This is a genomic window from Streptomyces sp. NPDC050287, assembly GCF_044459385.1.
Lineage (GTDB): Bacteria > Actinomycetota > Actinomycetes > Streptomycetales > Streptomycetaceae > Streptomyces.
On sequence record NZ_JBITIY010000005.1, the window covers coordinates 228,120 to 252,012 of the forward strand.

The 23,893-nt window shown below is 70.6% G+C and carries 20 protein-coding genes; 12 read left to right on the forward strand and 8 right to left on the reverse strand.

Annotation, left to right across the window (positions count from 1 at the left end; all coding sequences use genetic code 11):
• Window positions 1-83: 83 nt before the first annotated feature.
• The 5 genes from ACIBK3_RS19725 to ACIBK3_RS19745 all read left to right on the forward strand — a co-directional run bounded on the left by ACIBK3_RS19725 (window position 84) and on the right by ACIBK3_RS19745 (window position 5,340).
• Window positions 84-857 (forward strand): MHYT domain-containing protein, encoded by a 774-nt coding sequence (locus ACIBK3_RS19725; RefSeq protein ID WP_399366971.1) that lies wholly within the window; start codon window positions 84-86, stop codon window positions 855-857.
• Window positions 858-932: 75 nt separating this feature from the next.
• Complete coding sequence (locus ACIBK3_RS19730; protein ID WP_399366973.1) at window positions 933-3,590, forward strand: nitrate- and nitrite sensing domain-containing protein; 2,658 nt, start codon at window positions 933-935, stop codon at window positions 3,588-3,590.
• On the forward strand, window positions 3,587-4,060 hold the full coding sequence (locus tag ACIBK3_RS19735; RefSeq protein ID WP_399366975.1) for a roadblock/LC7 domain-containing protein: 474 nt from the start codon (window positions 3,587-3,589) through the stop codon (window positions 4,058-4,060). Before ACIBK3_RS19730 ends, ACIBK3_RS19735 begins: the two co-directional genes overlap by 4 nt.
• Before the next feature lie 21 nt (window positions 4,061-4,081).
• On the forward strand, window positions 4,082-4,495 hold the full coding sequence (locus ACIBK3_RS19740) for a DUF742 domain-containing protein (protein ID WP_399366977.1): 414 nt from the start codon (window positions 4,082-4,084) through the stop codon (window positions 4,493-4,495).
• Between the two features lie 239 nt (window positions 4,496-4,734).
• Window positions 4,735-5,340, forward strand: coding sequence for a GTP-binding protein (locus ACIBK3_RS19745; RefSeq protein WP_399366979.1), 606 nt, complete (start codon window positions 4,735-4,737; stop codon window positions 5,338-5,340).
• A gap of 28 nt (window positions 5,341-5,368) precedes the next feature.
• Here the strand turns inward: ACIBK3_RS19745 and ACIBK3_RS19750 are convergent, their stop codons facing one another.
• A complete protein-coding gene (locus tag ACIBK3_RS19750; protein ID WP_399366981.1) occupies window positions 5,369-5,797 on the reverse strand; it encodes a PPOX class F420-dependent oxidoreductase in 429 nt (142 codons plus the stop codon).
• A gap of 97 nt (window positions 5,798-5,894) precedes the next feature.
• Here ACIBK3_RS19750 and ACIBK3_RS19755 point away from each other — a divergent pair, with 97 nt between their 5' ends.
• A complete protein-coding gene (locus tag ACIBK3_RS19755; protein ID WP_399366983.1) occupies window positions 5,895-6,308 on the forward strand; it encodes a roadblock/LC7 domain-containing protein in 414 nt (137 codons plus the stop codon).
• A 126-nt stretch (window positions 6,309-6,434) separates the two neighbouring features.
• The gene (locus ACIBK3_RS19760; RefSeq protein WP_399366985.1) at window positions 6,435-7,361 is read left to right on the forward strand and encodes a DUF6397 family protein; all 927 of its coding nucleotides are present in this window, start codon (window positions 6,435-6,437) and stop codon (window positions 7,359-7,361) included.
• On the opposite strand, the gene ACIBK3_RS19765 is transcribed toward ACIBK3_RS19760, so the two are convergent.
• Both ACIBK3_RS19765 and ACIBK3_RS19770 read right to left on the reverse strand, forming a co-directional pair.
• Window positions 7,348-8,217 carry an acyl-CoA thioesterase gene (locus tag ACIBK3_RS19765; RefSeq protein WP_399366987.1) on the reverse strand — a complete coding sequence of 290 codons (870 nt, stop codon included), beginning with the start codon at window positions 8,215-8,217 and terminating at the stop codon, window positions 7,348-7,350. The two genes, ACIBK3_RS19760 and ACIBK3_RS19765, sit on opposite strands and share 14 nt — an antisense overlap.
• Before the next feature lie 19 nt (window positions 8,218-8,236).
• The gene (locus ACIBK3_RS19770; protein ID WP_399366989.1) at window positions 8,237-10,750 is read right to left on the reverse strand and encodes a DUF3516 domain-containing protein; all 2,514 of its coding nucleotides are present in this window, start codon (window positions 10,748-10,750) and stop codon (window positions 8,237-8,239) included.
• Window positions 10,751-10,895: 145 nt separating this feature from the next.
• Between ACIBK3_RS19770 and ACIBK3_RS19775 the strand changes: the two genes are divergently transcribed.
• Complete coding sequence (locus ACIBK3_RS19775; RefSeq protein ID WP_399366991.1) at window positions 10,896-11,690, forward strand: metal-dependent hydrolase; 795 nt, start codon at window positions 10,896-10,898, stop codon at window positions 11,688-11,690.
• Between the two features lie 272 nt (window positions 11,691-11,962).
• Here the strand turns inward: ACIBK3_RS19775 and ACIBK3_RS19780 are convergent, their stop codons facing one another.
• The 4 genes from ACIBK3_RS19780 to ACIBK3_RS19795 all read right to left on the reverse strand — a co-directional run bounded on the left by ACIBK3_RS19780 (window position 11,963) and on the right by ACIBK3_RS19795 (window position 16,596).
• On the reverse strand, window positions 11,963-12,235 hold the full coding sequence (locus tag ACIBK3_RS19780; RefSeq protein WP_399366993.1) for a type B 50S ribosomal protein L31: 273 nt from the start codon (window positions 12,233-12,235) through the stop codon (window positions 11,963-11,965).
• A gap of 54 nt (window positions 12,236-12,289) precedes the next feature.
• Entirely contained in the window at window positions 12,290-12,760 is a 471-nt protein-coding gene (locus tag ACIBK3_RS19785; RefSeq protein ID WP_399366995.1) for a DUF5709 domain-containing protein, read from the reverse strand.
• 240 nt (window positions 12,761-13,000) lie between these two features.
• Entirely contained in the window at window positions 13,001-14,782 is a 1,782-nt protein-coding gene (locus ACIBK3_RS19790; RefSeq protein ID WP_399366997.1) for an ABC transporter ATP-binding protein, read from the reverse strand.
• Window positions 14,779-16,596, reverse strand: coding sequence for an ABC transporter ATP-binding protein (locus ACIBK3_RS19795; protein ID WP_399366999.1), 1,818 nt, complete (start codon window positions 16,594-16,596; stop codon window positions 14,779-14,781). The genes ACIBK3_RS19790 and ACIBK3_RS19795 overlap by 4 nt, the downstream gene beginning before the upstream one ends.
• Window positions 16,597-17,208: 612 nt before the next feature.
• On the opposite strand from ACIBK3_RS19795, the gene ACIBK3_RS19800 reads away from it, so the two are divergent.
• Both ACIBK3_RS19800 and ACIBK3_RS19805 read left to right on the forward strand, forming a co-directional pair.
• Entirely contained in the window at window positions 17,209-18,855 is a 1,647-nt protein-coding gene (locus ACIBK3_RS19800) for a peptide-N4-asparagine amidase (protein ID WP_399367001.1), read from the forward strand.
• 172 nt (window positions 18,856-19,027) lie between these two features.
• Window positions 19,028-20,467: a cation:dicarboxylate symporter family transporter gene (locus ACIBK3_RS19805; RefSeq protein ID WP_399367003.1), complete on the forward strand. Its 1,440-nt coding sequence runs from the start codon at window positions 19,028-19,030 to the stop codon at window positions 20,465-20,467.
• A gap of 118 nt (window positions 20,468-20,585) precedes the next feature.
• Here the strand turns inward: ACIBK3_RS19805 and ACIBK3_RS19810 are convergent, their stop codons facing one another.
• Window positions 20,586-21,053 carry a MarR family winged helix-turn-helix transcriptional regulator gene (locus ACIBK3_RS19810; RefSeq protein ID WP_399367005.1) on the reverse strand — a complete coding sequence of 156 codons (468 nt, stop codon included), beginning with the start codon at window positions 21,051-21,053 and terminating at the stop codon, window positions 20,586-20,588.
• Between the two features lie 93 nt (window positions 21,054-21,146).
• Between ACIBK3_RS19810 and ACIBK3_RS19815 the strand changes: the two genes are divergently transcribed.
• Entirely contained in the window at window positions 21,147-22,958 is a 1,812-nt protein-coding gene (locus tag ACIBK3_RS19815) for an ABC transporter ATP-binding protein (RefSeq protein WP_399367007.1), read from the forward strand.
• A gap of 92 nt (window positions 22,959-23,050) precedes the next feature.
• Window positions 23,051-23,893, forward strand: a complete 843-nt coding sequence (gene mltG / locus ACIBK3_RS19820; RefSeq protein ID WP_399367009.1) for an endolytic transglycosylase MltG — start codon at window positions 23,051-23,053, stop codon at window positions 23,891-23,893.

Genomic DNA, 23,893 nt, shown 5'->3' on the forward strand with positions numbered 1-23,893 from the left:
AGGTGCATCTCTGTGTCATGTTCCACCACTTTTCGAACTGTGCCCCCTTTGTGCGCACCTGCCCGGACTAGCGTCCCGGAGCCATGGGACACCTGGACCACGCCGCCCTGGGGTGGCTGACCCCCGCGCTGTCATACGTGATGGCTTGCATAGGCGCCGCTCTCGGGCTGCGCTGCACTGTCCGCGCGCTCGGCGCCACCGGCCGGTCGCGACGGAACTGGCTGATCACCGCGGCCTCCGCGATCGGCACCGGCATCTGGACCATGCACTTCGTGGCCATGCTCGGCTTCAGCGTCAGCGGCACCGAGATCCGCTACGACGTGCCGCTCACGATCGGGAGCCTGCTGGTCGCCATGGTGGTCGTCTGCGCCGGCGTCTTCGCCGTCGGCTACAGCCGCGACCGCACCCGCGCTCTCTTCCTCGGCGGGCTCACCACCGGTGTCGGCGTGGCGAGCATGCACTACCTGGGCATGGCTGCGGTACGCCTGCACGGTGACGTCTCGTACGACCCGGTGCTCGTCGGTCTCTCCGTCCTGATCGCGGTCGTCGCTGCGACGGCGGCCCTCTGGGCGGGGCTCAACATCAAGTCACCCGTCGCGGTCACCATCGCCTCCCTGATCATGGGAGCGGCGGTGAGCAGCATGCACTACACCGGAATGTTCGCGGTCAGTGTGCGCGTGGTGCCCTCCGGTGCCGCTCTGCCCGGGGCCACGGCGATGCAGTTCATCTTCCCCCTCGCCGTCGGCCTCGGGTCCTACCTCTTCCTGACCTCGGCCTTCGTCGCGCTGTCGCCGACCACGGGGGAGCGCCGGGCATCCGCCTCGGCCCAGCAGCAGGTCGAGAACGCGGCTCTCTAGCGGCCCACCCAGCGGCATCCCGGACCGCCACCGCGCGGACGGCAAGCCCCCGACCACTCCCCGAGCGAGGAGGCCATGCGTACACCGCGTAGGACCCCCACAACCGGCGCCGAGACGCCGCCCCCGCCTCCCGTACGCGGCCGCCGCGCGCACGCCGGACCGCCCGCCGACGAACACCCCGACGAACCCGCGGGTGCGATACCGGACGAGATACCCGCGCGCGGGGGAAGCTGGCGCGTCCGACCGCGGACGGTGCGAGCCAAGATCGTCTGCCTGCTGATGGTGCCGGTCGTGTCCCTGCTCGCCCTGTGGGCGTACGCCACGGTCACCACCGCCCAGGACGTCTCCCGGCTCCGGCAACTGCAGCGCGTGGACTCCGCGATCCGGACCCCCGTCGCCGATGCCGTGACCGCCCTCCAGACCGAGCGTGCGGCGGCCGTCCGCTACGCGACCGACCCGTCGGCGGGGCAGAACGCCGACCTGAAGCAGCTCGCCCGGCGTACCGACAGTGCCGTGGCCAAACTGCGTCTCGGCGACGACGACACCATCGCCGACAGCGAGGAGCTGCCCACCGGGGTGTCCCAGCGGCTCGAGTCCTTCGTCACCGGCGCCGAGCGGCTGCCCGCACTGCGCAGCGCCGTACTGGCCCACCGGGTGAGCTGGAACGAGACGTACGGGCGGTACACGACAGCCATCGCCGGCGCCTTCGGCGTCGGGGGAGCCCTGACCGGCATCCAGGACGCCGAACTCGGCTCCGACGCGCGTGTGCTGCTCGAGTTCTCGCGTGCGGGTGAGGCGTTGGCGCAGGAGGACGTCGTCCTGGGCAGCGCGCACCTGGCCGGCGGACTGTCGGGCGAGCGCCTGCGGCTGTTCACCGGTGCCGTCGAGACCCGCCGTGCCCTGACCGCCGCCGCCGTAATCGACCTGCGCGGTTCCGAACGAGCGGCCTGGCGCGGCCTCGCCGACGGCAGCGCGTACGCCACCGTGGGCACCACCGAGGACAAGGTCATCGCTGAGGGCCCGGGCACCCGTGCTGTCGACGTGGTGCCGCAGGCCACCTGGGAAGCGGCGCACGCGCGCGTGCAGGACGGCATGCGGACGATCGAGGAGGAGGCCGGACGGGAGGCCGCCGACCGCGCCGACCCGTTCACCCGCGGGCTGCTCACCCCGGCCGGCGCCGCCGTCCTCCTCGGCCTCGTAGCCGTCGCCGCCTCTCTCGTGATCTCCGTACGCATCGGCCGCGGCCTGGTCGTCGAGCTGGTGAGCCTTCGCAACGGTGCGCTGGAGATCGCCCGCCGCAAACTTCCCGAGGCCATGCGGAAACTGCGCTCAGGCGAGGAGATCGACGTCCGGGCCGAGGCCCCGACCGGACCGCCCGCCGAGGACGAGACGGGGCAGGTCGCCGAGGCCCTCGGCACCGTGCACCGCGCCGCCCTCAGGGCCGCTGTCGAGCGCGCCGAACTCGCCAGCGGCATCTCCGGGGTCTTCGTCAACCTCGCCCGCCGCAGCCAGGTTCTCGTCCACCGCCAGCTCAGCCTTCTCGACAGCATGGAGCGTCGCTCCGACGACCCGAACGAACTGAGCGACCTCTTCCGGCTCGACCACCTCACCACCCGGATGCGGCGCCACGCAGAGAGCCTGATCATCCTCTCCGGCGCGGCGCCCGGCCGCGCCTGGCGCATGCCGGTCTCGCTGACCAACGTGGTCCGTGCGGCCGTCTCCGAAGTCGAGGACTACGCGCGCGTGGAGGTGCGCCAACTGCCCGACGCGTCGATCGTCGGTGCGGCCGTCGCCGACCTCACCCACCTCCTCGCGGAGATCATCGAGAACGCCGCCCAGTTCTCGCCGCCTCACACGCGTGTGCGGATCACCGGCGAGCCCGTCGGCAACGGCTACGCCGTCGAGGTCGAGGACCGGGGGCTGGGCATGGGGAGGGAGACGCTTGCCGAGGCCAACCGGCGCATCGAGCAGTCCGAGGCCCTCGACCTGTTCGACAGCGATCAACTGGGCCTCTTCGTGGTCAGCAGGCTCGCCGCGCGGCATGACATCAAGGTGCACCTGCGACCCTCGCCCTACGGCGGCACCACAGCCGTCGTCCTGCTGCCGACGGCTCTGCTGCACTCAGGAGCGACGGAAGGTTCCCCCCGCAGGACGGCGGACGCGGAACGGCACTCGGAACACGAGTACGCGCGCGTGCCCGCCGCCGCGCAGCACCAGGAGTCCGTCCCGGCGTCGGCCGACCGGCCCGCACTGGTGGCTCCCGCACCGGCATCCGCCCGCGGAACGGCGGAAACCCGGAACACGGCCGAGGCCCGGAATACAGCCGAAACCCGGAACACGGCCGAGGCCGGGAACATGACAGAAGCCCGCACTGCCCGGAGCGCGGCTGACGACGCGCCTTCCGGAGTCACCACCCTTCGTGTGCACCGCCCGCCGGGCGACTGCTCCGATGACTCGCGGGAGGACTCCGACGACTCCCCGGAGGACGGTGACGACCTTCCCCGGCGGGTACGCCAGGCGCATCTCGCCCCCCAACTGCGTGAGCGCCCCGCCGAGGAGCCGGTGCGGACATCCGCCCCCCGCACCGACGACCGGCGCACCCCCGAACTCGTACGGCACCGCATGACGGCGTACCGCGACGGGTGGGCTCGGGGCGGCGGCAGGCAGCCCGGCCGCGGTGCCACCCCAGATTCCCCAGCGGGCAGCGACAGCAGCGAAGGAGATCCCGCATGATCCAGGACCCGAGCATGAGAGCCGCCGGGGGGCTCCCCCCGCTCGAGCGAAGCCGAGAGTGGGGGAGGTCCGGCGAACTCGACTGGCTGCTGGACGACTTGGTAGTGCGCGTGAGCGAGGTGCGGCACGCGGTGGTGCTGTCCAACGACGGCCTCGCCGTGGGCGCCTCGACCGACCTCCGCCGCGAGGACGCCGAGCACCTCGCCGCCGTGGCCTCCGGCTTCCACAGCCTGGCCAAGGGCGCGGGCCGGCACTTCGGCGCAGGCGGGGTGCGCCAGACCATGGTGGAGATGGACGACGGCTTCCTCTTCGTGGCCGCCGCGGGCGACGGCTCCTGCCTCGCCGTCCTCACCACGGCGACGGCGGACATCGGTCTGGTCGCCTACGAGATGGCGCGGCTGGTCAAACGCGTCGGCGAGCACCTGTACACGCCGCCGCGCGTCGACGCCCGGCCTCCCTCCGCCGGATGACCGAGAAGGCGGTGCACGCACATGACCGAGGACCTGACCGGTGCCCCGCACGAGCAGGGCAGCCAGTGGTACGACGGGGAAGCCGGGCCCTTGGTGCGGCCGTACGCCATGACCGGAGGACGCACCACACCCGGTCCCACCGGGGTGCGCTTCGACCTGATCGCCCTCGTCACCCTCGACCCGGGCGCGCCCGGCTTCGACGACGACACCGCGCTCGGTCCGGAACACCGCGTCCTCGTCGACCTGTGCCGTGCCGAGACGCAGTCCGTCGCGGAACTGGCCGCGGACGCGGACCTGCCCGTGGGCGTGATCAGAGTCCTCCTCGGCGATCTCCTGGAACTCGGCCGGGTCACCGTCAGCCGTCCCGTGCCGCCCGCGCACCTTCCCGACGAACGGATTCTGCGCGAGGTGATCGAAGGGTTGCGGGCCCTGTGATGAACGCGCGCAGCCACCCGGTCCCGAGCCGTGCCCACTCGTGCGCTCTTCCGCACACAACATGGCCACGAGTCGGTCAGATGGGGCACATAGCGGTCGAAGCGCCTCGGAGGGGAGCGGCCGTTGCCATCATGCTGACGTCACATCGACGTACCGAGGACGTGCGCGGACGATCCGCCCGTACGCGGCACCCACTCCCCGACGTCGACCCTTGCCGGCCCTCCCGAGAGAAGTGATCGATGGTCTCCGAGCACTCCGACGACCAGGACGGCGAGACGACCGCCCTGGCGTTGAAGATACTGGTCGCCGGCGGTTTCGGCGTGGGCAAGACGACCCTGGTCGGCGCCGTCAGTGAGATCCGCCCCCTGCGCACCGAGGAACTGCTCAGCGAGGCCGGACAGTTGGTCGACGACACCGAGGGCGTGGACCAGAAGGTCACCACGACGGTCGCCATGGACTTCGGGCGGATCACCATCCGCTCAGGGCTGTCCCTCTACCTGTTCGGCACACCGGGCCAGGACCGCTTCTGGTTCCTGTGGGACGAACTGTCGCAGGGAGCCCTCGGCGCGGTGGTCCTCGCCGACACGCGCCGCCTGGAGGACTGCTTCCCCGCGGTGGACTACTTCGAGCACCGGCACATCCCGTTCGTGGTGGCCGTCAACTGCTTCACGGGTGCCCGGTCCTACGGCGCCGGCGATGTCTCACGTGCCCTGGATCTCGACCAGGGCACGCCCGTGGTGCTCTGTGACGCCCGTGACCGCGACTCGGGGAAGGAGGTGCTGATCCGGCTGGTCGAGTACGCCGGGCGGATGCACACCGCCCGGCTGCTCGACTCGGTGGGTTGACCTCACTGACGAGGTCCGCAGGCCGCCCTCAGTCGGCGACCGCCTTCTGCGCCAGAACCTTGTCGATCTTGAAGCGGACGAGGAGCTCACCCGGGACGCCATTGCGGGCCCCGAACTCCTCGGCCCGGTCCTCACCCATGTACCGCGCCCCGATACGCGCGGCCCAGTGCCGGAGCTCGTCGGGATCCTCCGTGATCCGGGCGCGGCCCTGGAGTACGACGAAGTCGAAGGGCGGCCGGTCGTCGTCGACGCACAGCGCCACTCGGCCGTCCCGGACCAGATTGCGCCCCTTCACCGTGCTCTTGCCGGTGTTGAACACCACGTCGTCCCCGTCGAGCAGAAACCAGATCGGTGCGATGTGCGGGCCGCCGTCGGCCCGTACGGTCGACAGCTTTCCGGTGCGTGTGCCGCGGGAGACGAACTCCCGCCATTCGGTGTCGGTCATGTTCTGTGCCATGTGCCCATCCTCCTTGCTCGCGCGCCGGACGTGGGGAAGGCTGACGGAGAGAGATCCTCCGGCCAGGGAGGAGACATCACACGGGGAGACGAGCACCATGGCGCAGAACCAGGGACTTGGCTGGCTGCTGGACGACCTGACCGAACGCGTGGAACACGTGCGGCACGCTCTGGTCCTGTCCAACGACGGGCTGGTGACGGGGGCGAGCACGGGACTGCGCCGCGAGGACGCGGAGCACCTCGCCGCCGTCTCGTCCGGACTGCACAGCCTGGCCAAGGGCTCGGGACGGCACTTCGGAGCGGGCCGGGTACGGCAGACCATGGTCGAGTTCGACGACGCGGTGCTGTTCGTCACCGCCGCGGGTACCGGCAGCTGCCTGTGCGTACTCAGCGGCGCGGAGGCCGACATCGGCCTGATCGCCTACGAGATGACTCTGCTCGTCAACCGGGTCGGCGAGCATCTCGCGGTGGACGCCCGGCAGCCCGAGCGAAGCCCGTCCACAGAGCTCTGACCTGCAGGTTCGTCATACTCCGCAGAGTTATCCACAGGCTCGCCGCGATGTCCGCCCGACCGGTTACGGTTTTTGTCACGGCGAGCGCACACAGCGTGAGCACTGACTCCACGGGGGAGACCGGCCATGCCGACCGACACCACCACCACACCGCACCTCCTCTCCTGCGCGCCCAGCCGCGCCGCCCGCGAACTGGGCCTGAGGCGAGGTGAGTTCGATCTCGCCGTGCACCTCGGCCACATCCGCACCCTGCCCGACGAAGGCGGCGGCCGACGTGTGCCCCGCTCCGAGATCGACCGGCTGAGTGCGGGCGAAGGCTTCCCCGATTCCCTGCGGAGGCGGGTGAAAGCCGTGGGAGCCACTGAAGGCGCGGCCGTCATGGAGGTGCCTCCAGGCAGGTTCACCCGCCTGGCCCGCCTGGGACTGGTGGTGCCGGTGACCTTCTATCTGAACCGGTACCGAACGGTGGTCTGGCAGTATCTGGCCGAGGAACTAGGGCAGTTCGCGGCCGACGAGAAGAACTCCCGCCTGCTGAAGGCCCGTATGCCCGAAGGGCTACGGGGCCAGTTGGAGGCCGGCCTGGATCTGCGCCCCCGCAACTGGCGCGGCCGACACCTCGGATTCCTGCTGCGGCAGGCCGAGGACCCGTGGGAACAGGCCGGTGCCGTGGCCGCCTTCCTCGACCCGCTCCAGATCGCGGAACTCGTCCCGGACCCCTACGAACGCTCGCATCTGAACCGCTTCCGGCCCGGGCCACCCACCCACGGCACCCCGGGTTCACCCGCCGCGCACCTGGCCGAGCGGATCATGACGGCGGACGACCCTGACGAGATCGGTTGGCTGAGGGCCGACCTGGCCCGGACGCTGGAAGAGGCGCGCGAGCATCGACCTGCGCCCCGTCCGCATCCCACGGCACAACCGGCCCCGGCCGTGGCACACCAGGACCCGTCCGTCGAGACGCCGCGTACCGCGCCCGTGTCCGGGAAGCCGCAGCCGCCCCGCAAACGGCTGGGCTGGCTGCGCCGTGGCAAACCCCTGCCTACAACGCCCTGAACAGCCCCTCCTGGACGACCGACACGAGCAGTCGGCCCTCCAGGTCGTAGATCCGGCCGCGGGCCAGCCCTCGCCCGCCTGTCGCGATCGGGGACTCCTGGTCATAGAGGAACCACTCGTCCGCGCGGAACGGCCGGTGGAACCACATGGCGTGGTCCAGCGACGCCATGTCGAACCCCCGCGGACCCCACAGAGGTTCGACCGGGATGCGGACGGCGTCCAGCAGCGTCATGTCGCTGGCGTAGGTCAGCGCGCAGGTGTGCACCAACGGGTCATCGCCCAGCGGCCCGACCGCGCGCATCCACACCGCGCTGCGCGGTTCGGCGTCCTTGATCTCCTCGGCGCTCCACCGCAGCCGGTCCACATAGCGGATGTCGAAGGGCTGGCGCCGGGCCATCCGCTCCAACTGCTCGGGCAGCGCGCCCAGATGCTCCCGGATCTCGTCCGAGACCGTCGGCAGGGACTCCGGGTCCGGGACCTTGCGGGCCTGCGGCAACTGGTGCTCGAAACTCCCCTGTTCAGGCTTGTGAAAGGAAGCGGTGAGATTGAAGATCGTGCGTCCCTGCTGTACGCCGGTGACCCGGCGCGTCGTGAAGGACCGGCCGTCCCGCACCCGCTCGACCTGGTACACGATCGGCACCCCGGGCCGGCCCGGACGCAGGAAGTACGCGTGCAGCGAGTGCACCGGCCGGTCGCCCTCCGTGGTACGGCCCGCGGCGACCAGTGCCTGGCCGGCCACCTGGCCGCCGAACACACGCTGCAGGGACTCCTGCGGGCTGCGGCCGCGGAAGATGTTGACCTCGATCTGCTCCAGGTCGAGCAGGTCGACGAGCCTCTCGGCCGGGTTCGTCGTCATGGGTGGGATTCTCCTGTGCTCACAGCTGGCCGACGTCGGTGACACGTACGATCGCACGGCCCTCGGCGTCGGAGGCCGCGAGGTCCACCTCCGCGCTGATGCCCCAGTCATGGTCGTCGTTCGGGTCGTCGAAGATCTGGCGCACGCGCCACAGGCCGTGCTGCGGCTCCTCCTCGATCAGCAGCAGCTTCGGGCCGCGGGCGTCGGGTCCGGTGCCGAGGTCGTCGTACTCGTCCCAGTACTTGTCCATCGCCTCGCCCCAGGCCTCGGCGTCCCAGCCGGAGTCCGCGTCCATCTCGCCGAGCTCCTCGACCTGGTCCAGGGCGGCGAGCTCGACGCGGCGGAACATGGCGTTGCGGACGAGGACGCGGAAAGCCCGCGCGTTGGTGGTGACCGGCTTGACCTCGTCGGCCTTCTCCTGGGCCTCCTCCGCGGTCATCTCCTCGGGGTTGGCGAGCTGCTCCCACTCGTCCAGCAGGCTGGAGTCGACCTGGCGCACCATCTCGCCCAGCCACTCGATCAGATCCTGCAGATCCTCGGACTTGAGGTCGTCCGGGACAGTGTGGTCCAGGGCCTTGTAGGCGCCGGCGAGGTAGCGCAGCACAATGCCCTCGGTGCGGGCCAGCTCGTAGAAGGAGACCAACTCCGTGAACGACATGGCCCGTTCGTACATGTCACGGACGACGGACTTCGGGGACAGCGGATGGTCCCCCACCCACGGGTGACTCTTGCGGTAGGTGTTGTACGCGTGGAAGAGAAGCTCCTCCAGCGGTTTCGGGTAGCTGACGTCCTGGAGGCGCTCCATGCGCTCCTCGTACTCGACGCCGTCCGCCTTCATCGCGGCCACCGCCTCGCCACGTGCCTTGTTCTGCTGGGCGGCGAGGATCTGCCGGGGGTCGTCGAGCGTGGACTCGACGACGGACACCATGTCCAGGGCGTAGGACGGCGACTCGGGGTCGAGAAGTTCGAACGCGGCGAGCGCGAACGTGGACAGCGGCTGGTTGAGCGCGAAGTCCTGCTGGAGGTCGACCGTGAGCCGGACGACGCGGCCCTCGGCGTCCGGCTCGTCGAGCTTTTCGACGATGCCGCCGTCCAGCAGCGAGCGGTAGATGGCGATCGCGCGGCGAATGTGCCTCAGCTGCTGCTTGCGCGGCTCGTGGTTGTCCTCCAGGAGGTGCCGCATAGCCTCGAAGGCGTTGCCGGGCCGGGCGATCACCGACAGCAGCATCGTGTGCGTCACGCGGAAGCGGGAGGTGAGAGGCTCCGGCTCGGAGGTGATCAGCTTCTCGAAGGTGTTCTCCGTCCACCCGACGAAGCCCTCGGGCGCCTTCTTCCGTACGACCTTGCGGCGCTTCTTCGGGTCGTCGCCGGCCTTGTTCAGCGCCTTCTCGTTCTCGATGACGTGCTCGGGGGCCTGAGCCACCACAAAGCCGGCCGTGTCGAAGCCCGCCCGTCCGGCACGACCGGCGATCTGGTGGAACTCACGGGCCCGCAGCGTGCGCACCCGGGTGCCGTCGTACTTGGCCAGCGCGGTGAACAGCACGGTCCGGATGGGCACGTTGACACCGACACCGAGCGTGTCCGTGCCGCAGATGACCTTCAGCAGACCGGCCTGCGCGAGCTTCTCCACCAGGCGGCGGTACTTGGGCAGCATGCCGGCGTGATGGACGCCGATGCCGTGCCGGACGTAACGGGAGAGGTTGCGGCCGAACTTGGTGGTGAAGCGGAAGTTGCCGATCAGCTCGGCGATCTGGTCCTTCTCCTGGCGCGTGCACATGTTGATGCTCATCAGCGCCTGCGCCCGCTCCACGGCCTGCGCCTGCGTGAAGTGCACGATGTAGACCGGTGCCTGCTTGGTCTCCAGCAACTCGGTCAGCGTCTCGGTGAGCGGCGTGAGTTTGTACTCGTAGGACAGCGGCACGGGGCGGGTCGCCGAGCGGACCACCGACGTCGGGCGGCCGGTGCGCCGGGTCAGATCCTTCTCGAACATCGAGACATCGCCGAGGGTGGCCGACATCAGGACGAACTGCGCCTGCGGCAGCTCCAGGATCGGGATCTGCCAGGCCCAGCCGCGATCGGCCTCCGCGTAGAAGTGGAACTCGTCCATCACGACCTGGCCGACGTCCGCGTGCTTGCCGTCCCGCAGCGCGATGGACGCGAGCACCTCGGCGGTGCAGCAGATCACCGGGGCGTCGGCGTTGACGGACGCGTCACCGGTCAGCATGCCGACGTTCTCCGTGCCGAAGAGCTTGCACAGCTCGAAGAACTTCTCCGACACGAGTGCCTTGATCGGTGCCGTGTAGAAGGTGACCTCGTCACGGGCGAGAGCCGCGAAGTGGGCGCCCGCCGCGATCATGCTCTTGCCGGAGCCGGTGGGCGTGGAGACGATCACGTTCGCACCGGAGACCACCTCGATCAGCGCCTCCTCCTGGTGCGAGTAGAGCGTGAGACCGCGCTCCTCGGCCCACGACTCGAAGGCTTCGTAGAGGGCGTCTGGGTCGGCGGTCGGCGGCAGCTGATCGATGAGGGTCACCCACCCATCTTGCCTGCCCTCCTCGCCTATAGGGGAATCGGCTGCGGGCACGAAGATCGCGAACGCTACGCTGTGTCGCCGGCGGAGCGTCAGCGCTCCCGGTCAACTGGACAGCGGCACACGAGGAATGGGGCGGGCAGCGGCGATGATGGGACCAGCGCACTCACTGTCGGGGGCCGCCGCCTGGCTCGGCGTCGGAGCGGCGGCCGCCGCCACCGGGCACACGATGCCCTGGCCGGTACTTCTCGTCGGGGCCCTGATCTGCGCCGGCGCCGCACTCGCCCCGGACCTCGACCACAAGGCCGCCACCATCTCGCGGGCCTTCGGTCCGATCTCGCGGGGGCTGTGCGAGATCGTCGACAAGCTCTCCTACGCCGTCTACAAGACCACGAGGAAGCAGGGCGACCCGCGCCGCTCCGGCGGGCACCGCACACTCACGCACACCTGGCTGTGGGCCGTCCTGATCGGCGCGGGCTCCTCGGTGGCGGCGATCACCGGGGGCCGCTGGGCCGTGCTGGCGATCCTCTTCGTCCACATAGTGCTGGCCATCGAGGGCCTGTTGTGGCGGGCGACCCGTGGCTCCAGCGCCGATGTCCTGGTCTGGCTGCTGGCCGCGACCAGTGCGTGGATCCTCGCCGGCGTCCTCGACAAACCGGGCAACGGCGCGCACTGGCTGTTCACGCAGCCGGGCCAGGAGTACCTGTGGCTTGGGCTGCCGGTGGTGCTGGGCGCGCTGGTGCACGACATCGGGGACGCGCTGACGGTCTCCGGCTGCCCGATCCTGTGGCCGATCCCGGTGGGCCGCAAGAGGTGGTACCCGATCGGCCCGCCGAAGGTCATGCGGTTCCGGGCGGGCAGCTGGGTCGAGCTGAAGGTCCTGATGCCGGCGTTCATGCTGCTCGGGGGAGTGGGCTGCGCGGCGGCTCTCAACTTCATCTGAGCGGGCCGGGCCGCGCGGCCGCCTGCCTGGTCCGCAGCCGGGTCGGCCTGGGTGCGGGACTCGTCGCCGTCGTCCGTGGGGTCTCACGACTCGCGGCCGTCGGCTTCATCGGCTGGGCCTCGCCGCAGACGGCTGCCGGCGGCGAGACCTCATGCCTGGCCTCCGCTGGAATCAGCGAGGCCGCACGCCCGGCCGCTGCGATCCGCTGTGCCTCAGGAATCACGGCGGTTGTCGTTGGCCTCATTGGCCTCATCGGTGTCAGCCGCAGGCGGTCACGGCCCGTCTGTCCCCTTGCCCGTTGCTCCGCTGCCGTAGCGCCGTTCGAACTGGGCGATGCGGCCCTCCGAGTCCACCGTGCGGGCCTTGCCGGTGTAGAAGGGGTGGCTCTCCGAGGAGATCTCCACGTCCACGACGGGGTAGGTCTCACCGTCGTCCCACTCGATGGTGCGGTCACTGGTGGCGGTGGACCGGGTGAGAAAGGCGTAGCCGGCGGAGCGGTCGCGGAAGACGACCGGGTGGTAGTCGGGCTGCTTGTCCTGCTGCATGGATCCTCCTTGTGCGGCACCGGCCGGGCGGCCGGCGGCGCGGGGCCGGCGGGGTCAGCCGGACAGGGCGTCGCCGTCGACGATGTGCATCGCGGCCTCCTCGGCGGAGGCGGCCGCGCCGTCGATGCCCACGTCCGTGGCGACGAGGGCACTCTCCTCGTCCTCGTGCGCTCCCTCGTCGGGTGCCACGAGACGGCCGGAGCGGGCCGCGCCGACCTCGTCGTCGAGGAGTTCCCCGTCGGTGCCGTCAATATCGCCGATGTCGTCGCTGTCGAGCTCGACCGGGTCGGGCAGTTCCTCGGCGAGCCGCTGGTCCAGTGTCTCGCCCTGTCGGCGCTCGGCGGCCGTCACACCGGTGTGCTCCACCGCCCAGGGGCGGTCGGGTGGCGACCAGCCCCGGTCGAGCGGGTCAGCGACACCGTCGTTCTCCAGGGTGTCCTCCGCGTCGAGCAGTCCCGCGTCGTCCTGGATGTCGGATCCATCGGGCTGGTAGACGTCGTCTCCCCATCCGTCGGCGCTGTTCACGGGTACCTCCAGGTGATGGGGACGGGCCCGTTCCCTCCGTGGTCTGCGGCGGACCACGGGCGTATCAGGCACGTGCCGCTCCCGTCCCCGAACCGTCTGGTTCGCGGGCGCTCCCCGAGCTGGTGCCGGTATCCAGCCTTCCACTCGACTTCGGCCCAGCGCAACGGCACGGAGCCGGGCCAGGGACCAGTAGTCCCCGGCTCGGCTCCTCGGGCCCCGCGCGCCGACGGCGTCAGCTGGTCAGCCGTGCCAGGACCGCCACAGTGCCGCGTACGCCCCGTCGGCCGCGACCAGCTCGTCGTGGCTGCCCAGCTCGCTGATCCGGCCGTTCTCGACGACGGCGATGACGTCCGCGTCGTGGGCGGTGTGCAGCCGGTGGGCGATCGCGACCACCGTGCGGCCGTCGAGGACCCGGGCCAGGGACCGTTCCAGATGGCGGGCCGCCCGGGGGTCGAGCAGGGAGGTCGCCTCGTCCAGGACCAGCGTGTGCGGGTCGGCCAGCACCAGCCGGGCCAGGGCGATCTGCTGCGCCTGGGCGGGAGTGAGCGCCAGTCCGCCCGAGCCGACCTCGGTGTCCAGGCCCTCCTCCAGGGCCCGCGCCCACCCGTCCGCGTCCACCGCGCCCAGCGCCGCCCACAACTGCGCGTCGGCGGCATCGGTCCGGGCGAGGAGCAGGTTGTCGCGCAGAGACCCCACGAAGACATGGTGTTCCTGGTTGACGAGGGCGACGTGCGAGCGGACGCGTTCGGCGGGCATCCGGGACAGTTCGGCGCCGCCCAGGGTGATCCGGCCGTCCCGGGGCGCGTAGATCCCGGCGAGCAGCCTGCCCAGCGTCGACTTGCCCGCGCCGGAGGGGCCGACCAGCGCCAGCCTGGTGCCGGGGGCGACCTCCAGGGACACCTTGCGCAGGACGTCCACGCCTTCGAGGTAGCCGAAGTGGACCCGGTCCGCGTGCACATCCCGTCCGTCGGGGGTCAGCGCGTCGTCACCGGCGTCCGGCTCGATGTCCCGGACTCCCACCAGCCGGGCCAGCGACACCTGGGCGACCTGCAGTTCGTCGTACCAACGCAGGATCAGCCCGACCGGGTCGACGAGCATCTGCGCGATCAGCGCACCTGTGGTCAGCTGACCGACCCCGATCCAGCCCTGGAGCACGAACACGCCGCCGATCATGAGCACCGAGGCGAGAACCGTCACATGGGTGACGTTGACGACGGGGAACAGCACCGACCGCAGCCAGAGCGTGTAGCGCTCCCAGGCCGTCCACTCCTTGATCCGCCGCTCCGACTGCGCGATACGGCGGGCGCTGAGCCGGTGCGCCTCGATGGTGCGCCCGGCGTCCACGGTCTCCGCCAGAGCGGCGGCGACGGCGGCGTACCCGGCGGCCTCGGAGCGGTAGGCCGCTCCCGCCCGCCTGAAGTACCAGCGGCAGCCGACCACCAGCAGCGGCACAGCGAGCAGCACCGACGCGGCGAGCGGCGGCGCGGTGATCACCAGTCCGCCCAGCAGCAGGGCCGCCCACACCACGCCGATCGCGAGCTGCGGCACGGCCTCACGCATCGCGTTGGACAGCCGGTCGACATCGGTGGTGATCCGGGACAGCAGGTCGCCTGTCCCGGCCCGCTCCAGGACCCCCGGCGGAAGTCCCACCGACCGCACCAGGAAGTCCTCGCGCAGGTCGGCCAGCATCCGCTCGCCGAGCATCGCCCCGCGCAACCGCACCTCCCGCACGAACACGGACTGGACGACCAGTGCGAGCACGAACAGCCCGGCCGTCAGCCCCAGATGGAGCTCCCGTGCGCCGTCCGACACCCGTTCCACCAGGCCGCCCAGCAGCCAAGGGCCCGCCATCGAGGCCACCACGGAGACCGTGTTGACGGTGACGAGGATCAGGAAGGCACGGCGGTGCCTGCGGAACAGTTCGGCCACGTAGGCGCGGACGGTCGCGGAGGCGCCGACGGGCAGGGTGTTCGCCGTCGTCGGGGCCGCCGGGTCGTACGCCGGTGGCGCCACGCCGATCATGCTGTCTCCTCGATTTCTTCCAGTGCGTCCAGTACGTCGTCCAACTCGGACCCGGTCGCCGCGCGTTCGAGCCGGGCGGCCTCTTCGTCGGTCTCCCGGGTCACCACGGCCCGGTACCGGGGTTCCGTGTGCACCAGGTCGCGGTGCACTCCGACCGCCACGACCTCGCCCTCGTGCACCAGGGCGACCCGGTCGGCGTGGTCCAGGAGCAGCGGCGAGGAGGTGAAGACCACGGTGGTGCGTCCAGCGCGCAGCTCCCGCAGGCCCTGGGCGATCCGGGCCTCCGTGTGCGAGTCGACGGCGGAGGTCGGCTCGTCCAGGACGAGCACCTCCGGGTCCGTCACCAGCGACCGGGCCAGCGCGAGCCGTTGTCGCTGGCCGCCGGACAGGGACCGGCCGCGTTCGGTGATCCGGGCGTCCATCGGGTCCTCGGCGCCCACCGACCCCTGGGCCAGGGCGGTCAGGACGTCCCCGCACTGCGCGGCAGCCAGTGCGTCCTTGGCACCGACACCGCCGGAGGCGGGCACGTCGAGCAGTTCGCGCAGTGAGCCGGACAGCAGCACCGGGTCCTTGTCCTGGACGAGGACGGCGGTCCGGGCTGAGTCGAGCGGCAGGTCGTCGAGCGGCACCCCGCCCAGCAGGACCGACACGCCCTCCTCCGAGGGATGCCCGCCCAGCCGCTCCGCCAGCACCCCCGCCGCGTCCGGGTCGCCGCACACCACGGCGGTGAGCCGGCCGGCGGGCGCCAGCAGACCGGTGGCCGGGTCGTACAGGTCACCGGACGGGATCTCGGCGGCCAGTGAGCCCCCGGTGTCCGTGGCCCGCTCCAGGGACAGCACCCGCGCGGCCCGCCGGGCCGACGGGCGCGAGAAGGAGTAGGCCATCGCGATCTCTTCGAAGTGCCGGAGCGGATAGGTCAGGAGCATGACCGAGCTGTAGACGGTGACCAGTTCGCCGACGTCGATCCGGCCCTCGCGGGCCAGGTGGACGCCGTACCAGACGACCGCGATCAGCAGCAGTCCCGGCAGCAGGACCTGGATGGCGGAGATCAGCGACCACATCCGGGCGCTGCGGACGGCCGCGCGGCGCACCTCCTGGGAGGCGCGGCGGTAGCGGTCGAGGAAGAGTTCCTCGCCGCCGATGCCACGCAGGACGCGCAGACCGGCCACGGTGTCCGAGGCCAGTTCGGTGGCGCGGCCCGCTTTCTCCCGCTGGACGTCGGCGCGCCGGGTGGCGCGGGGCAGCAGCGGCAGAACCGAGAGCGCGAGGACCGGCAGACCCGCCGCGACGACCACGCCGAGGGCGGGCTGGTAGAGGACCAGCCCGACGCAGACCAGCACGATGGTGACGGCCGCCGCGGTGAACCGGGAGACGGCCTCCACGAACCAGCCGATCTTCTCGACGTCACCGGTGGAAACGGCAACGACCTCGCCGGCCGCGACCCGCCGGGTCAGCGCCGAGCCCAGCAGAGCGGCCTTGCGGGCCAGCAGTTGCTGGACGCGGGCGGCAGCCGTGATCCAGTTGGTGATCGCGCTGCGGTGCAGGAAGGTCTCGCCGACCGCGTTGCCGACGCAGCACACGGCCAGCAGGGCGCCCGCCACGGCGAGCCGGGAACCGGACCGGTCGACGACGGCCTGGACGGCGAGCCCGACGCAGAACGGCAGCATGGAGACGGAGCCGAAGTGAAGCAGCCCCCAGGCCAGCGACTTGAGTTGCCCGCCCAACTGGTTCCGGAAGAGCCACCGCAGGAATCGGGGACCCGAACGAGCGTCCGGCACTCCGGGATCGGGATACGGAAGGTCTTGAATCTGCATGACGGTCCAGTGGCTCGTGTCAGGGGGGTGGGTGGGGGGACCGCTCGACGGCGGCAACAAACCGTGAAAGCGTGGCGTCGCAGCGTGGTCGGAAGCAACCGGTTTTCTGCCGCGGCGCACGGAACCGGCTGGCCGTGGTGTGACCCGGGGACGATGTGCAGTGGTGGTGCACGGTGTGCCGCGGTCGTGGCAACAGCCCTGGGAACGCTTGTGACCGCCCTGGCCGGCTGCGGCGGTTCGGGCTCGGCGCACTCCGTCATGGCGGAGACAGGAGCCGCGGCAGCGCGCTCCGCCCACGCTCGGCCACCACCGACCCGATCCGCGTCCCCGGTGTGGGCGACCGGCTGCGGCGGCGGACCCCGCCGACTCCCGCCAGTTCGTCGCGGTCCACGGCGACGGCAGGGACTCGGCGAAGCGGACGCGGTCCGAGGTGGAGCCTGGCCTGGTGCAGGGCACGACGGTGAGCAGCCGGCGTCGCGTCATCTGCCGCACACGCTCGATCCGGACCGGCATCCGGTGGTGCTGACGGGGGACGGAGGAGACCTGATGGCCTGACACCTCCGGGGGAGGCCTCATTGCGGAGGGCGCCCGCTTCGCCGTAGAACACCGGCCATGAAGAGACGGATCATCATGTCCATGCTCGCCGGAGCGACCCTCGTGGCGAGCACCCTCCTCGGGGCCGCCCCCGCCCAATCCGCTCAGGTCACCGCCCCATCCGCTCAAACCCCCGCCACCACTCCCTCGCCCCGACCCGCAGACGTGCCCGCCGAGTTCGGCACCGACTGGCACGACCCCGTCACCGCCGCCCCGCCCGTCGCCAAACCCGCCGGCAAGTCCTGCGAAGTCACGCTCGCCCAGGCGCAGTTCCGGGACTTCACCCCGTACAAAGGCGCTTATACCCCGCCCGGCGGCTGTGGCGAGAGGTGGAGCAAGGTCGTGCTGCGGCTCGACGGGAAGGTCAAGGGACGGCAGTACGACCGGCTCGGCTATGTCCATGTCGGCGGAGTCGAGATCTTCCGTACGTCGACGCCGCAGCCCTCGCCCGACGGCATCGAGTGGTCCGTCGAGAAGGACGTCACCCGCTACAGCGACACCTTCCGCGACAGCCAGGATGTCGAGATGCTCATCGGGAACGTCGTCGACGACACCTACACCGGCGTCATCGACGTCAAGGTCACCCTGACGTTCTACGCGGGCAGGCCGGCCGCCGCCCCGGACCGTGTGCTCACCCTCGACGGCACCTCACTCACCACTCCGCGCAACAGCGAACACATCGTCGCCGAGGTGTACGCCACGGGCTCCGGCGGAGGCTGCGAGGAGTACTGGTATCTGACCGTGCCCGTCGTGGCGCCGTACTCCTGTCAGTCCGACAACGGCCCCTACCGTGAGGTCCAGATCAAGGTCGACGGCCAACTCGCGGGCATCGCGGCGCCGTTCCCGACCGTGTGGACCGGGGGCTGGTCCAATCCCTTCCTCTGGTACGTCGTTCCGGGGCCGCGCGCCTTCGACATCAAGCCGATCGAATACGACCTGACGCCCTTCGCCGGGATCCTCAACGACGGCCGCCCGCACCGGGTCGAGGTCTCGGTCGTCGGCGTGCCCGAGGGGCAGAGCGGCTGGAGCACTCCGGTCAACGTTCTGGTCTGGCAGGACGCGAAGAGCGCACACGTGGGCGGGAAGCTCACCGGGCACCGGGCGGAGAACGCCGCCGACTCCTCGACGTACACGCCCGGTTCGGAGCATCGCCTGGAGACCGAGGGCGGTCACCGGCTGACCGTCGCCGGATACGTCGACACCTCGCACGGCCGGGTCACGACCACTGTCAGTCGTACCCTCGCGAACACCTCCACGCACCGCTGGACCGATGGCGAGAACGTCGACGCCCTGGACGCCGCGTGGACCGATGACGAGTCGGTGACCGTGGACGGGCGCGGAGACGCCCGCACGACGCGAACCCGGCGGACGTACACCATGGACGGCACGACCACGCTCGGTGCGGCGGACCGGCTGCGGACCGTGCTGACCCTCGGCGACCGTGCCACGGTCACCGAGTCGCGGGGTGGCCGGCGCACCGCGTGGTCGCGGCTCGACGACACCTACACGGGCGACGCGACGTACACGGCGAACGTGCCGCGTGACCAGCGGCACGCGGTCGGAACCACGCGCGAGCGCTACCGGATTCACGGCTCGGCCGGGTGCTTCGACCGTTCGCTGACGACCGCTCAGGGAGTGCTCACCGAGGAACGCAGGGGCTGCTGAGGCCAGTTGTGTGCGATGTGTCACAGGCAGCATTGATTTACCCGGCCGAAACGCCACGGTTTTGTGCGGGATCAACGGCGCCTCCACAGTGATCGACGCGGAAACCGCTTTCCGTATCGCAGAAGTCCCCGTGAGGGGTTTCTGAGTGTCGCCGTCCCCCCAAGGAGTTCCCGTGCCGCCGCCCGTCCCGTCCCTGCCGCGACGCGTCGCACGCATACTGCGTACCTCCCTCTTCGCGCAGGTCGCCTGCGCGCTCGTGCTCGGAATCGTCGTCGGGAAGCTGTGGCCCGGCTTCGCCGCGGATCTCCAGCCGCTCGGCGACGGTTTCACCCGGCTCATCAAGACGATCATCTCCCCGCTGGTGTTCTGCGTGGTCGTCGTCGGCATCGCCAAGGCCGGTGACCTGAAGGCGTGCGGCCGGATCGGGCTGAAGGCCCTGATCTGGTTCGAGGTCGCGAGCACCCTCGCCCTGATCATCGGGCTCCTCGCCGCCAACGTCGTCCAGCCCGGCTCGGGGATGAACGTCGACCCGTCCACGCTCGACACCTCCGCGGTCGACGCGAAGACGGGCGGCGGTTCCCTTCCGTCGACGACCGAGTTCATCGTGAACGCGCTGCCCACCAGTTTCATCGGCGCCTTCGCCGAGAACTCCCTGCTCCAGGTGCTCATCCTGGCCTGCCTGGTGGGGGCGGCGCTGCTGCACCTCGGTCACACCAAGGTGCCGCAGGTGCTGCCCGCCATCGAGCAGGCTCAGGAGATCATCTTCGCGATCGTCGGCTTCGTCATGCGCCTGGCCCCGGTCGCGGTGTTCGGCGCGATGGCCGTCCTGATCGGTCAGTACGGACTCGGCGTGATCGAGACGTACGCCAAGCTGATCATCCTGTGCTACGTGGCCGCCGCGCTCTTCGTCGCGCTGCTCGCCGTCGCGCTCAAGGTGGTCACCGGGCTCAGTCTCTGGAAGTTCCTGCGCTACATCCGTGAGGAGATGCTTCTCGCGCTCGGCACCGCGTCCACCGAGTCCGTCATGCCGCGTGTCATGCAGAAGTTGCGCAGGGCGGGCGCCCGCGACGACGCGGTGGGCCTCGTGCTGCCCACCGGCTACTCGTTCAACCTGGACGGTGCCTCGCTCTACCTGTCCATCGGCACGCTGTTCATCGCGCAGGCCGTCGGCGTGGACCTCAGTCCGAGCCAGCAGATCACCGTGGTCCTGGTCCTCATGCTGACCAGCAAGGGCATGGCGGGCATCCCCGGTTCGGCCTTCCTCGCGCTGTCCGCGACCGCCTCCTCGCTGGGCGCCATCCCCGCCGGCGCCGTCGCCCTGCTCCTCGGCGTCGACCGCATCATGGACACGATGCGCGTGGTGACGAACCTGCTCGGCAACTGCGTCGCCGTCTTCGCCGTCTCCCGCTGGGAGGGGGCGCTGGACGCCGACCGGGCGAGGAAAGTCCTGGACGGGGAGATCGTGCCGACCGAGGACGATGACGAGGATCGCGACGCGGGTGAGCCGACCGCGACCGAGTCCTCCGAAGCGTCGGTCGCCCCTGACCTCGATGACCAGCTCGCGGCCGTACCCGCCCAGCCGGCCAAGGAACCGACCCCCGGGACAAGTTGACGGCCCTTGCCGCCGAGCAAGTCGCCGCTCGGCGAACTTGTCGCTGACGTGTCGCTCCACAACGCCGCAGCCGCCGCTCCAGCACCACGGAGCGGCGGCTGCCGCGTGCGCAACGCCCTCAGCAGGTCCGCCCCGGCCCCCGCCCCCGCTCCGGAGCTCCGTCCACCAGCGCGTCCAGCAACCCGCTCAACACCTCACGTTCCACTGTCGTCAACGGATCCAGGATCTCCTCCGCGGCGGACACCCGCGCGCGCCGCAGCTCCTGGACGGCCTTGTGCCCGCCGTCGGTGAGCTCGATGCGGATCACGCGGCGGTTGGTGGGGTCGGGCACCCGTCGCACCTTGCCGCTCGTCTCCAGCCCGTCGACCAGGGTGGTCACTGCACGGGGCACCACTTCGAGGCGCTGCGCGAGGTCGGCCATGCGGGGCGGAGTGTCGCAGTGCGCCAGTGTGCGCAACAAGCGGGCCTGGGCCGGTGTGACGCCGAGGCCACGCTGCTCCAGGTGGCGCTTCTGGATGCGGTGCACCCGGCGCGTGAGCCGCAGCAGCTGCTCGGCGAGGAGGCCGTCGGAATCGGGCGTGGTCATACGGGAACAATATCAGGACCCCGCTCATTGTGAGTATAGGTAACAATGAGCTACGCTCTCTCAGTCCGCACCGTCTCACCCTCCGTAGGAGCCATGCCCCGCGACACCATCAACTGGACCCCGGCCCCCGGCACCTCGACCGAGCAACCCCGGCAGGTGCGCCGCATTCTCAAGCTCTTCAAGCCCTACCGCGCCCGGCTCGCGATCGTCGGCCTGCTGGTCGGCGCCGCGTCCCTGGTCACCGTGGCGACCCCGTTCCTGCTGAAGGAGACCCTGGATGTCGCCATCCCCCAGGGCCGCACCGGACTGCTGAGCCTGCTCGCGCTCGGCATGATTCTCAGCGCCGTCCTCACCAGCATCTTCGGCGTGCTGCAGACCCTGATCTCCACCACGGTCGGCCAGCGCGTCATGCACGACCTGCGCACCGCGGTCTACGGCCGCCTGCAGCGGATGTCCCTCGCCTTCTTCACGCGCACCCGCACCGGCGAGGTCCAGTCCCGCATCGCCAACGACATCGGCGGCATGCAGGCCACCGTCACCTCGACCGCCACCTCCCTGGTCTCCAACCTGACCAGCGTGGTCGCCACGATCATCGCGATGATCGCCCTCGACTGGCGCCTCACCGTCGTCTCCCTGGTGCTGCTTCCGGTCTTCGTGTGGATCAGCCGCCGCGTCGGCAGCGAACGCAAGAAGATCACCACCCAGCGGCAGAAGCAGATGGCCGCGATGGCGGCGACCGTCACCGAGTCCCTGTCGGTCAGCGGCATCCTGCTGGGCCGCACGATGGGCCGGTCGGACTCGCTCACCCGCTCCTTCTCCGAGGAGTCCGAGCAACTGGTCGACCTCGAGGTGCGGTCGAACATGGCCGGGCGCTGGCGGATGGCCGTCATCTCGATCGTCATGGCCGCGATGCCCGCCGTCATCTACTGGAGCGCCGGTCTCGCCCTCCAGACGGGCGGCACCCAGATCTCCATCGGCACCATCGTCGCCTTCGTCTCGCTCCAGCAGGGCCTGTTCCGCCCGGCTGTGAGCCTGCTGTCGACCGGCGTGCAGATCCAGACCTCGCTCGCGCTCTTCCAGCGCATCTTCGAGTACCTCGACCTGCCCATCGACATCACCGAGCGGGAGCAGCCGGTGCGTCTCGACCGCGTCAAGGGCGAGGTCCGCTTCGAGGACGTCGAGTTCCGGTACGACGGCGACGACAGCAAGGGGAGCCCCATACTCGACGGCATCGACATCACCGTGCCCGCAGGCAGCAGCCTCGCGGTCGTCGGCCCGACCGGTGCCGGCAAGTCCACGCTGGGCTACCTGGTGCCGAGGCTGTACGACGTGACCGGGGGCAGGGTCACCCTCGACGGGGTCGACGTGCGCGACCTCGACTTCGACACCCTCGCCCGCGCGATCGGCGTCGTCTCCCAGGAGACGTACCTCTTCCACGCGACGGTCGCCGAGAACCTGCGCTTCGCGAAGCCGGACGCCACCGACGAGGAGCTCCAGCAGGCGGCGAAGGCGGCCCAGATCCACGACCACATCGTCTCCCTGCCCGACGGCTACGACACAGTCGTCGGCGAGCGCGGCCACCGCTTCTCCGGGGGTGAGAAACAGCGCCTCGCCATCGCCCGGACGATCCTGCGCGATCCGCCGGTGCTGATCCTCGACGAGGCGACCAGCGCCCTGGACACCCGCACCGAACACGCCGTCCAGGAGGCCATCGACGCGCTGTCGGCCAACCGGACGACGCTCACCATCGCGCACCGGCTGTCCACCATTCGGGCCGCCGACCAGATCGTGGTCCTGGACTCCGGGCAGATCGCCGAACGCGGCTCGCACGAGGAACTGCTGGAGCGGGACGGCCGGTATGCGGCCCTGGTCCGCCGGGACGCCCGGCTGGAGCCGACAGGATGACAATGTGCCGAGCCGACAGAACGACGATGTACTGGGGTCGACAAGATGACGATATGCCGGGTTTGTGAGCATTAGCGGGTTACCGTGCCCGCATGCACATGAACACTCCGCCACGGAGCACGATCCGACTGACGCGCCGGGGCCGTCTCGCCCTCATCGCGACCGGGGCCGTCGTGGCCGGCACCGCCGTGGCGGTGCCGCTGCTGACCCTGCGCAGCGACCTCGAGGAGAAGCCCGCCACCCTGGTCATCCCGGAGGGCTGGCGGGCCGGGCAGGTCTACGAGGCCGTCGACAAGGCACTCGGTCTGCCCGCGGGCACCACCAGGAAGTCACTGGCCAAGGCCAACCTGAAGCTGCCCAACGACGCGGAGGGCAACCCGGAGGGCTACCTGTTCCCGGCGACTTATTCGCTTCAGGAGAAGGTGACTCCGGAGCAGTTGCTGTCGCTCATGGTCGACACCGCGAACAAGAAGTTCAACGGCGCCCCGATCGCGGCCGGTGCGCAGCGCAACGCGATGAACGTCTACCAGGCGGTCACCATCGCGAGCATCGTCCAGGCGGAGGCCGCCACCAAGGCGGACATGGGGAAGGTGGCCCGGGTCGTCTTCAACCGTCTGGAGCGAGGCATGCCGCTGCAGATGGACTCGACCATCAACTACGCGCTGGGCCGCTCCACCCTGAAGACGACCGGGGCCGACACGCGGATCAACAGCCCCTACAACTCGTACCAGCGCATGGGGCTGCCGCCGACCCCGATCGACAACCCGGGCGAGGACGCGATGCGGGCAGCGATCAGCCCGGCCCCTGGCAACTGGCTGTACTTCGTCACGGTCAAGCCGGGCGACACGCGCTTCACGGCCGACTTCGCGGAGCACCGGCGCAACGTCGCCGAGTTCAACCGCGATCACCCGCCGAGTTCGGCCGCGGCCGGCTGA

What these genes read in the sequence shown, in the direction of transcription:
- mltG (WP_399367009.1), top strand. Translation starts at nt 23,051, where the DNA reads ATGCACATGAACACTCCGCCACGGAGCACGATCCGACTGACGCGCCGG.
- ACIBK3_RS19760 (WP_399366985.1), top strand. Translation starts at nt 6,435, where the DNA reads ATGCCGACCGACACCACCACCACACCGCACCTCCTCTCCTGCGCGCCC.
- ACIBK3_RS19765 (WP_399366987.1), bottom strand. Translation starts at nt 8,217, where the DNA reads ATGACGACGAACCCGGCCGAGAGGCTCGTCGACCTGCTCGACCTGGAG.
- ACIBK3_RS19735 (WP_399366975.1), top strand. Translation starts at nt 3,587, where the DNA reads ATGATCCAGGACCCGAGCATGAGAGCCGCCGGGGGGCTCCCCCCGCTC.
- ACIBK3_RS19725 (WP_399366971.1), top strand. Translation starts at nt 84, where the DNA reads ATGGGACACCTGGACCACGCCGCCCTGGGGTGGCTGACCCCCGCGCTG.
- ACIBK3_RS19790 (WP_399366997.1), bottom strand. Translation starts at nt 14,782, where the DNA reads ATGATCGGCGTGGCGCCACCGGCGTACGACCCGGCGGCCCCGACGACG.
- ACIBK3_RS19750 (WP_399366981.1), bottom strand. Translation starts at nt 5,797, where the DNA reads ATGGCACAGAACATGACCGACACCGAATGGCGGGAGTTCGTCTCCCGC.
- ACIBK3_RS19745 (WP_399366979.1), top strand. Translation starts at nt 4,735, where the DNA reads ATGGTCTCCGAGCACTCCGACGACCAGGACGGCGAGACGACCGCCCTG.
- ACIBK3_RS19815 (WP_399367007.1), top strand. Translation starts at nt 21,147, where the DNA reads ATGCCCCGCGACACCATCAACTGGACCCCGGCCCCCGGCACCTCGACC.
- ACIBK3_RS19755 (WP_399366983.1), top strand. Translation starts at nt 5,895, where the DNA reads ATGGCGCAGAACCAGGGACTTGGCTGGCTGCTGGACGACCTGACCGAA.
- ACIBK3_RS19740 (WP_399366977.1), top strand. Translation starts at nt 4,082, where the DNA reads ATGACCGAGGACCTGACCGGTGCCCCGCACGAGCAGGGCAGCCAGTGG.
- ACIBK3_RS19800 (WP_399367001.1), top strand. Translation starts at nt 17,209, where the DNA reads ATGAAGAGACGGATCATCATGTCCATGCTCGCCGGAGCGACCCTCGTG.
- ACIBK3_RS19795 (WP_399366999.1), bottom strand. Translation starts at nt 16,596, where the DNA reads ATGCAGATTCAAGACCTTCCGTATCCCGATCCCGGAGTGCCGGACGCT.
- ACIBK3_RS19810 (WP_399367005.1), bottom strand. Translation starts at nt 21,053, where the DNA reads ATGACCACGCCCGATTCCGACGGCCTCCTCGCCGAGCAGCTGCTGCGG.
- ACIBK3_RS19775 (WP_399366991.1), top strand. Translation starts at nt 10,896, where the DNA reads ATGATGGGACCAGCGCACTCACTGTCGGGGGCCGCCGCCTGGCTCGGC.
- ACIBK3_RS19780 (WP_399366993.1), bottom strand. Translation starts at nt 12,235, where the DNA reads ATGCAGCAGGACAAGCAGCCCGACTACCACCCGGTCGTCTTCCGCGAC.
- ACIBK3_RS19730 (WP_399366973.1), top strand. Translation starts at nt 933, where the DNA reads ATGCGTACACCGCGTAGGACCCCCACAACCGGCGCCGAGACGCCGCCC.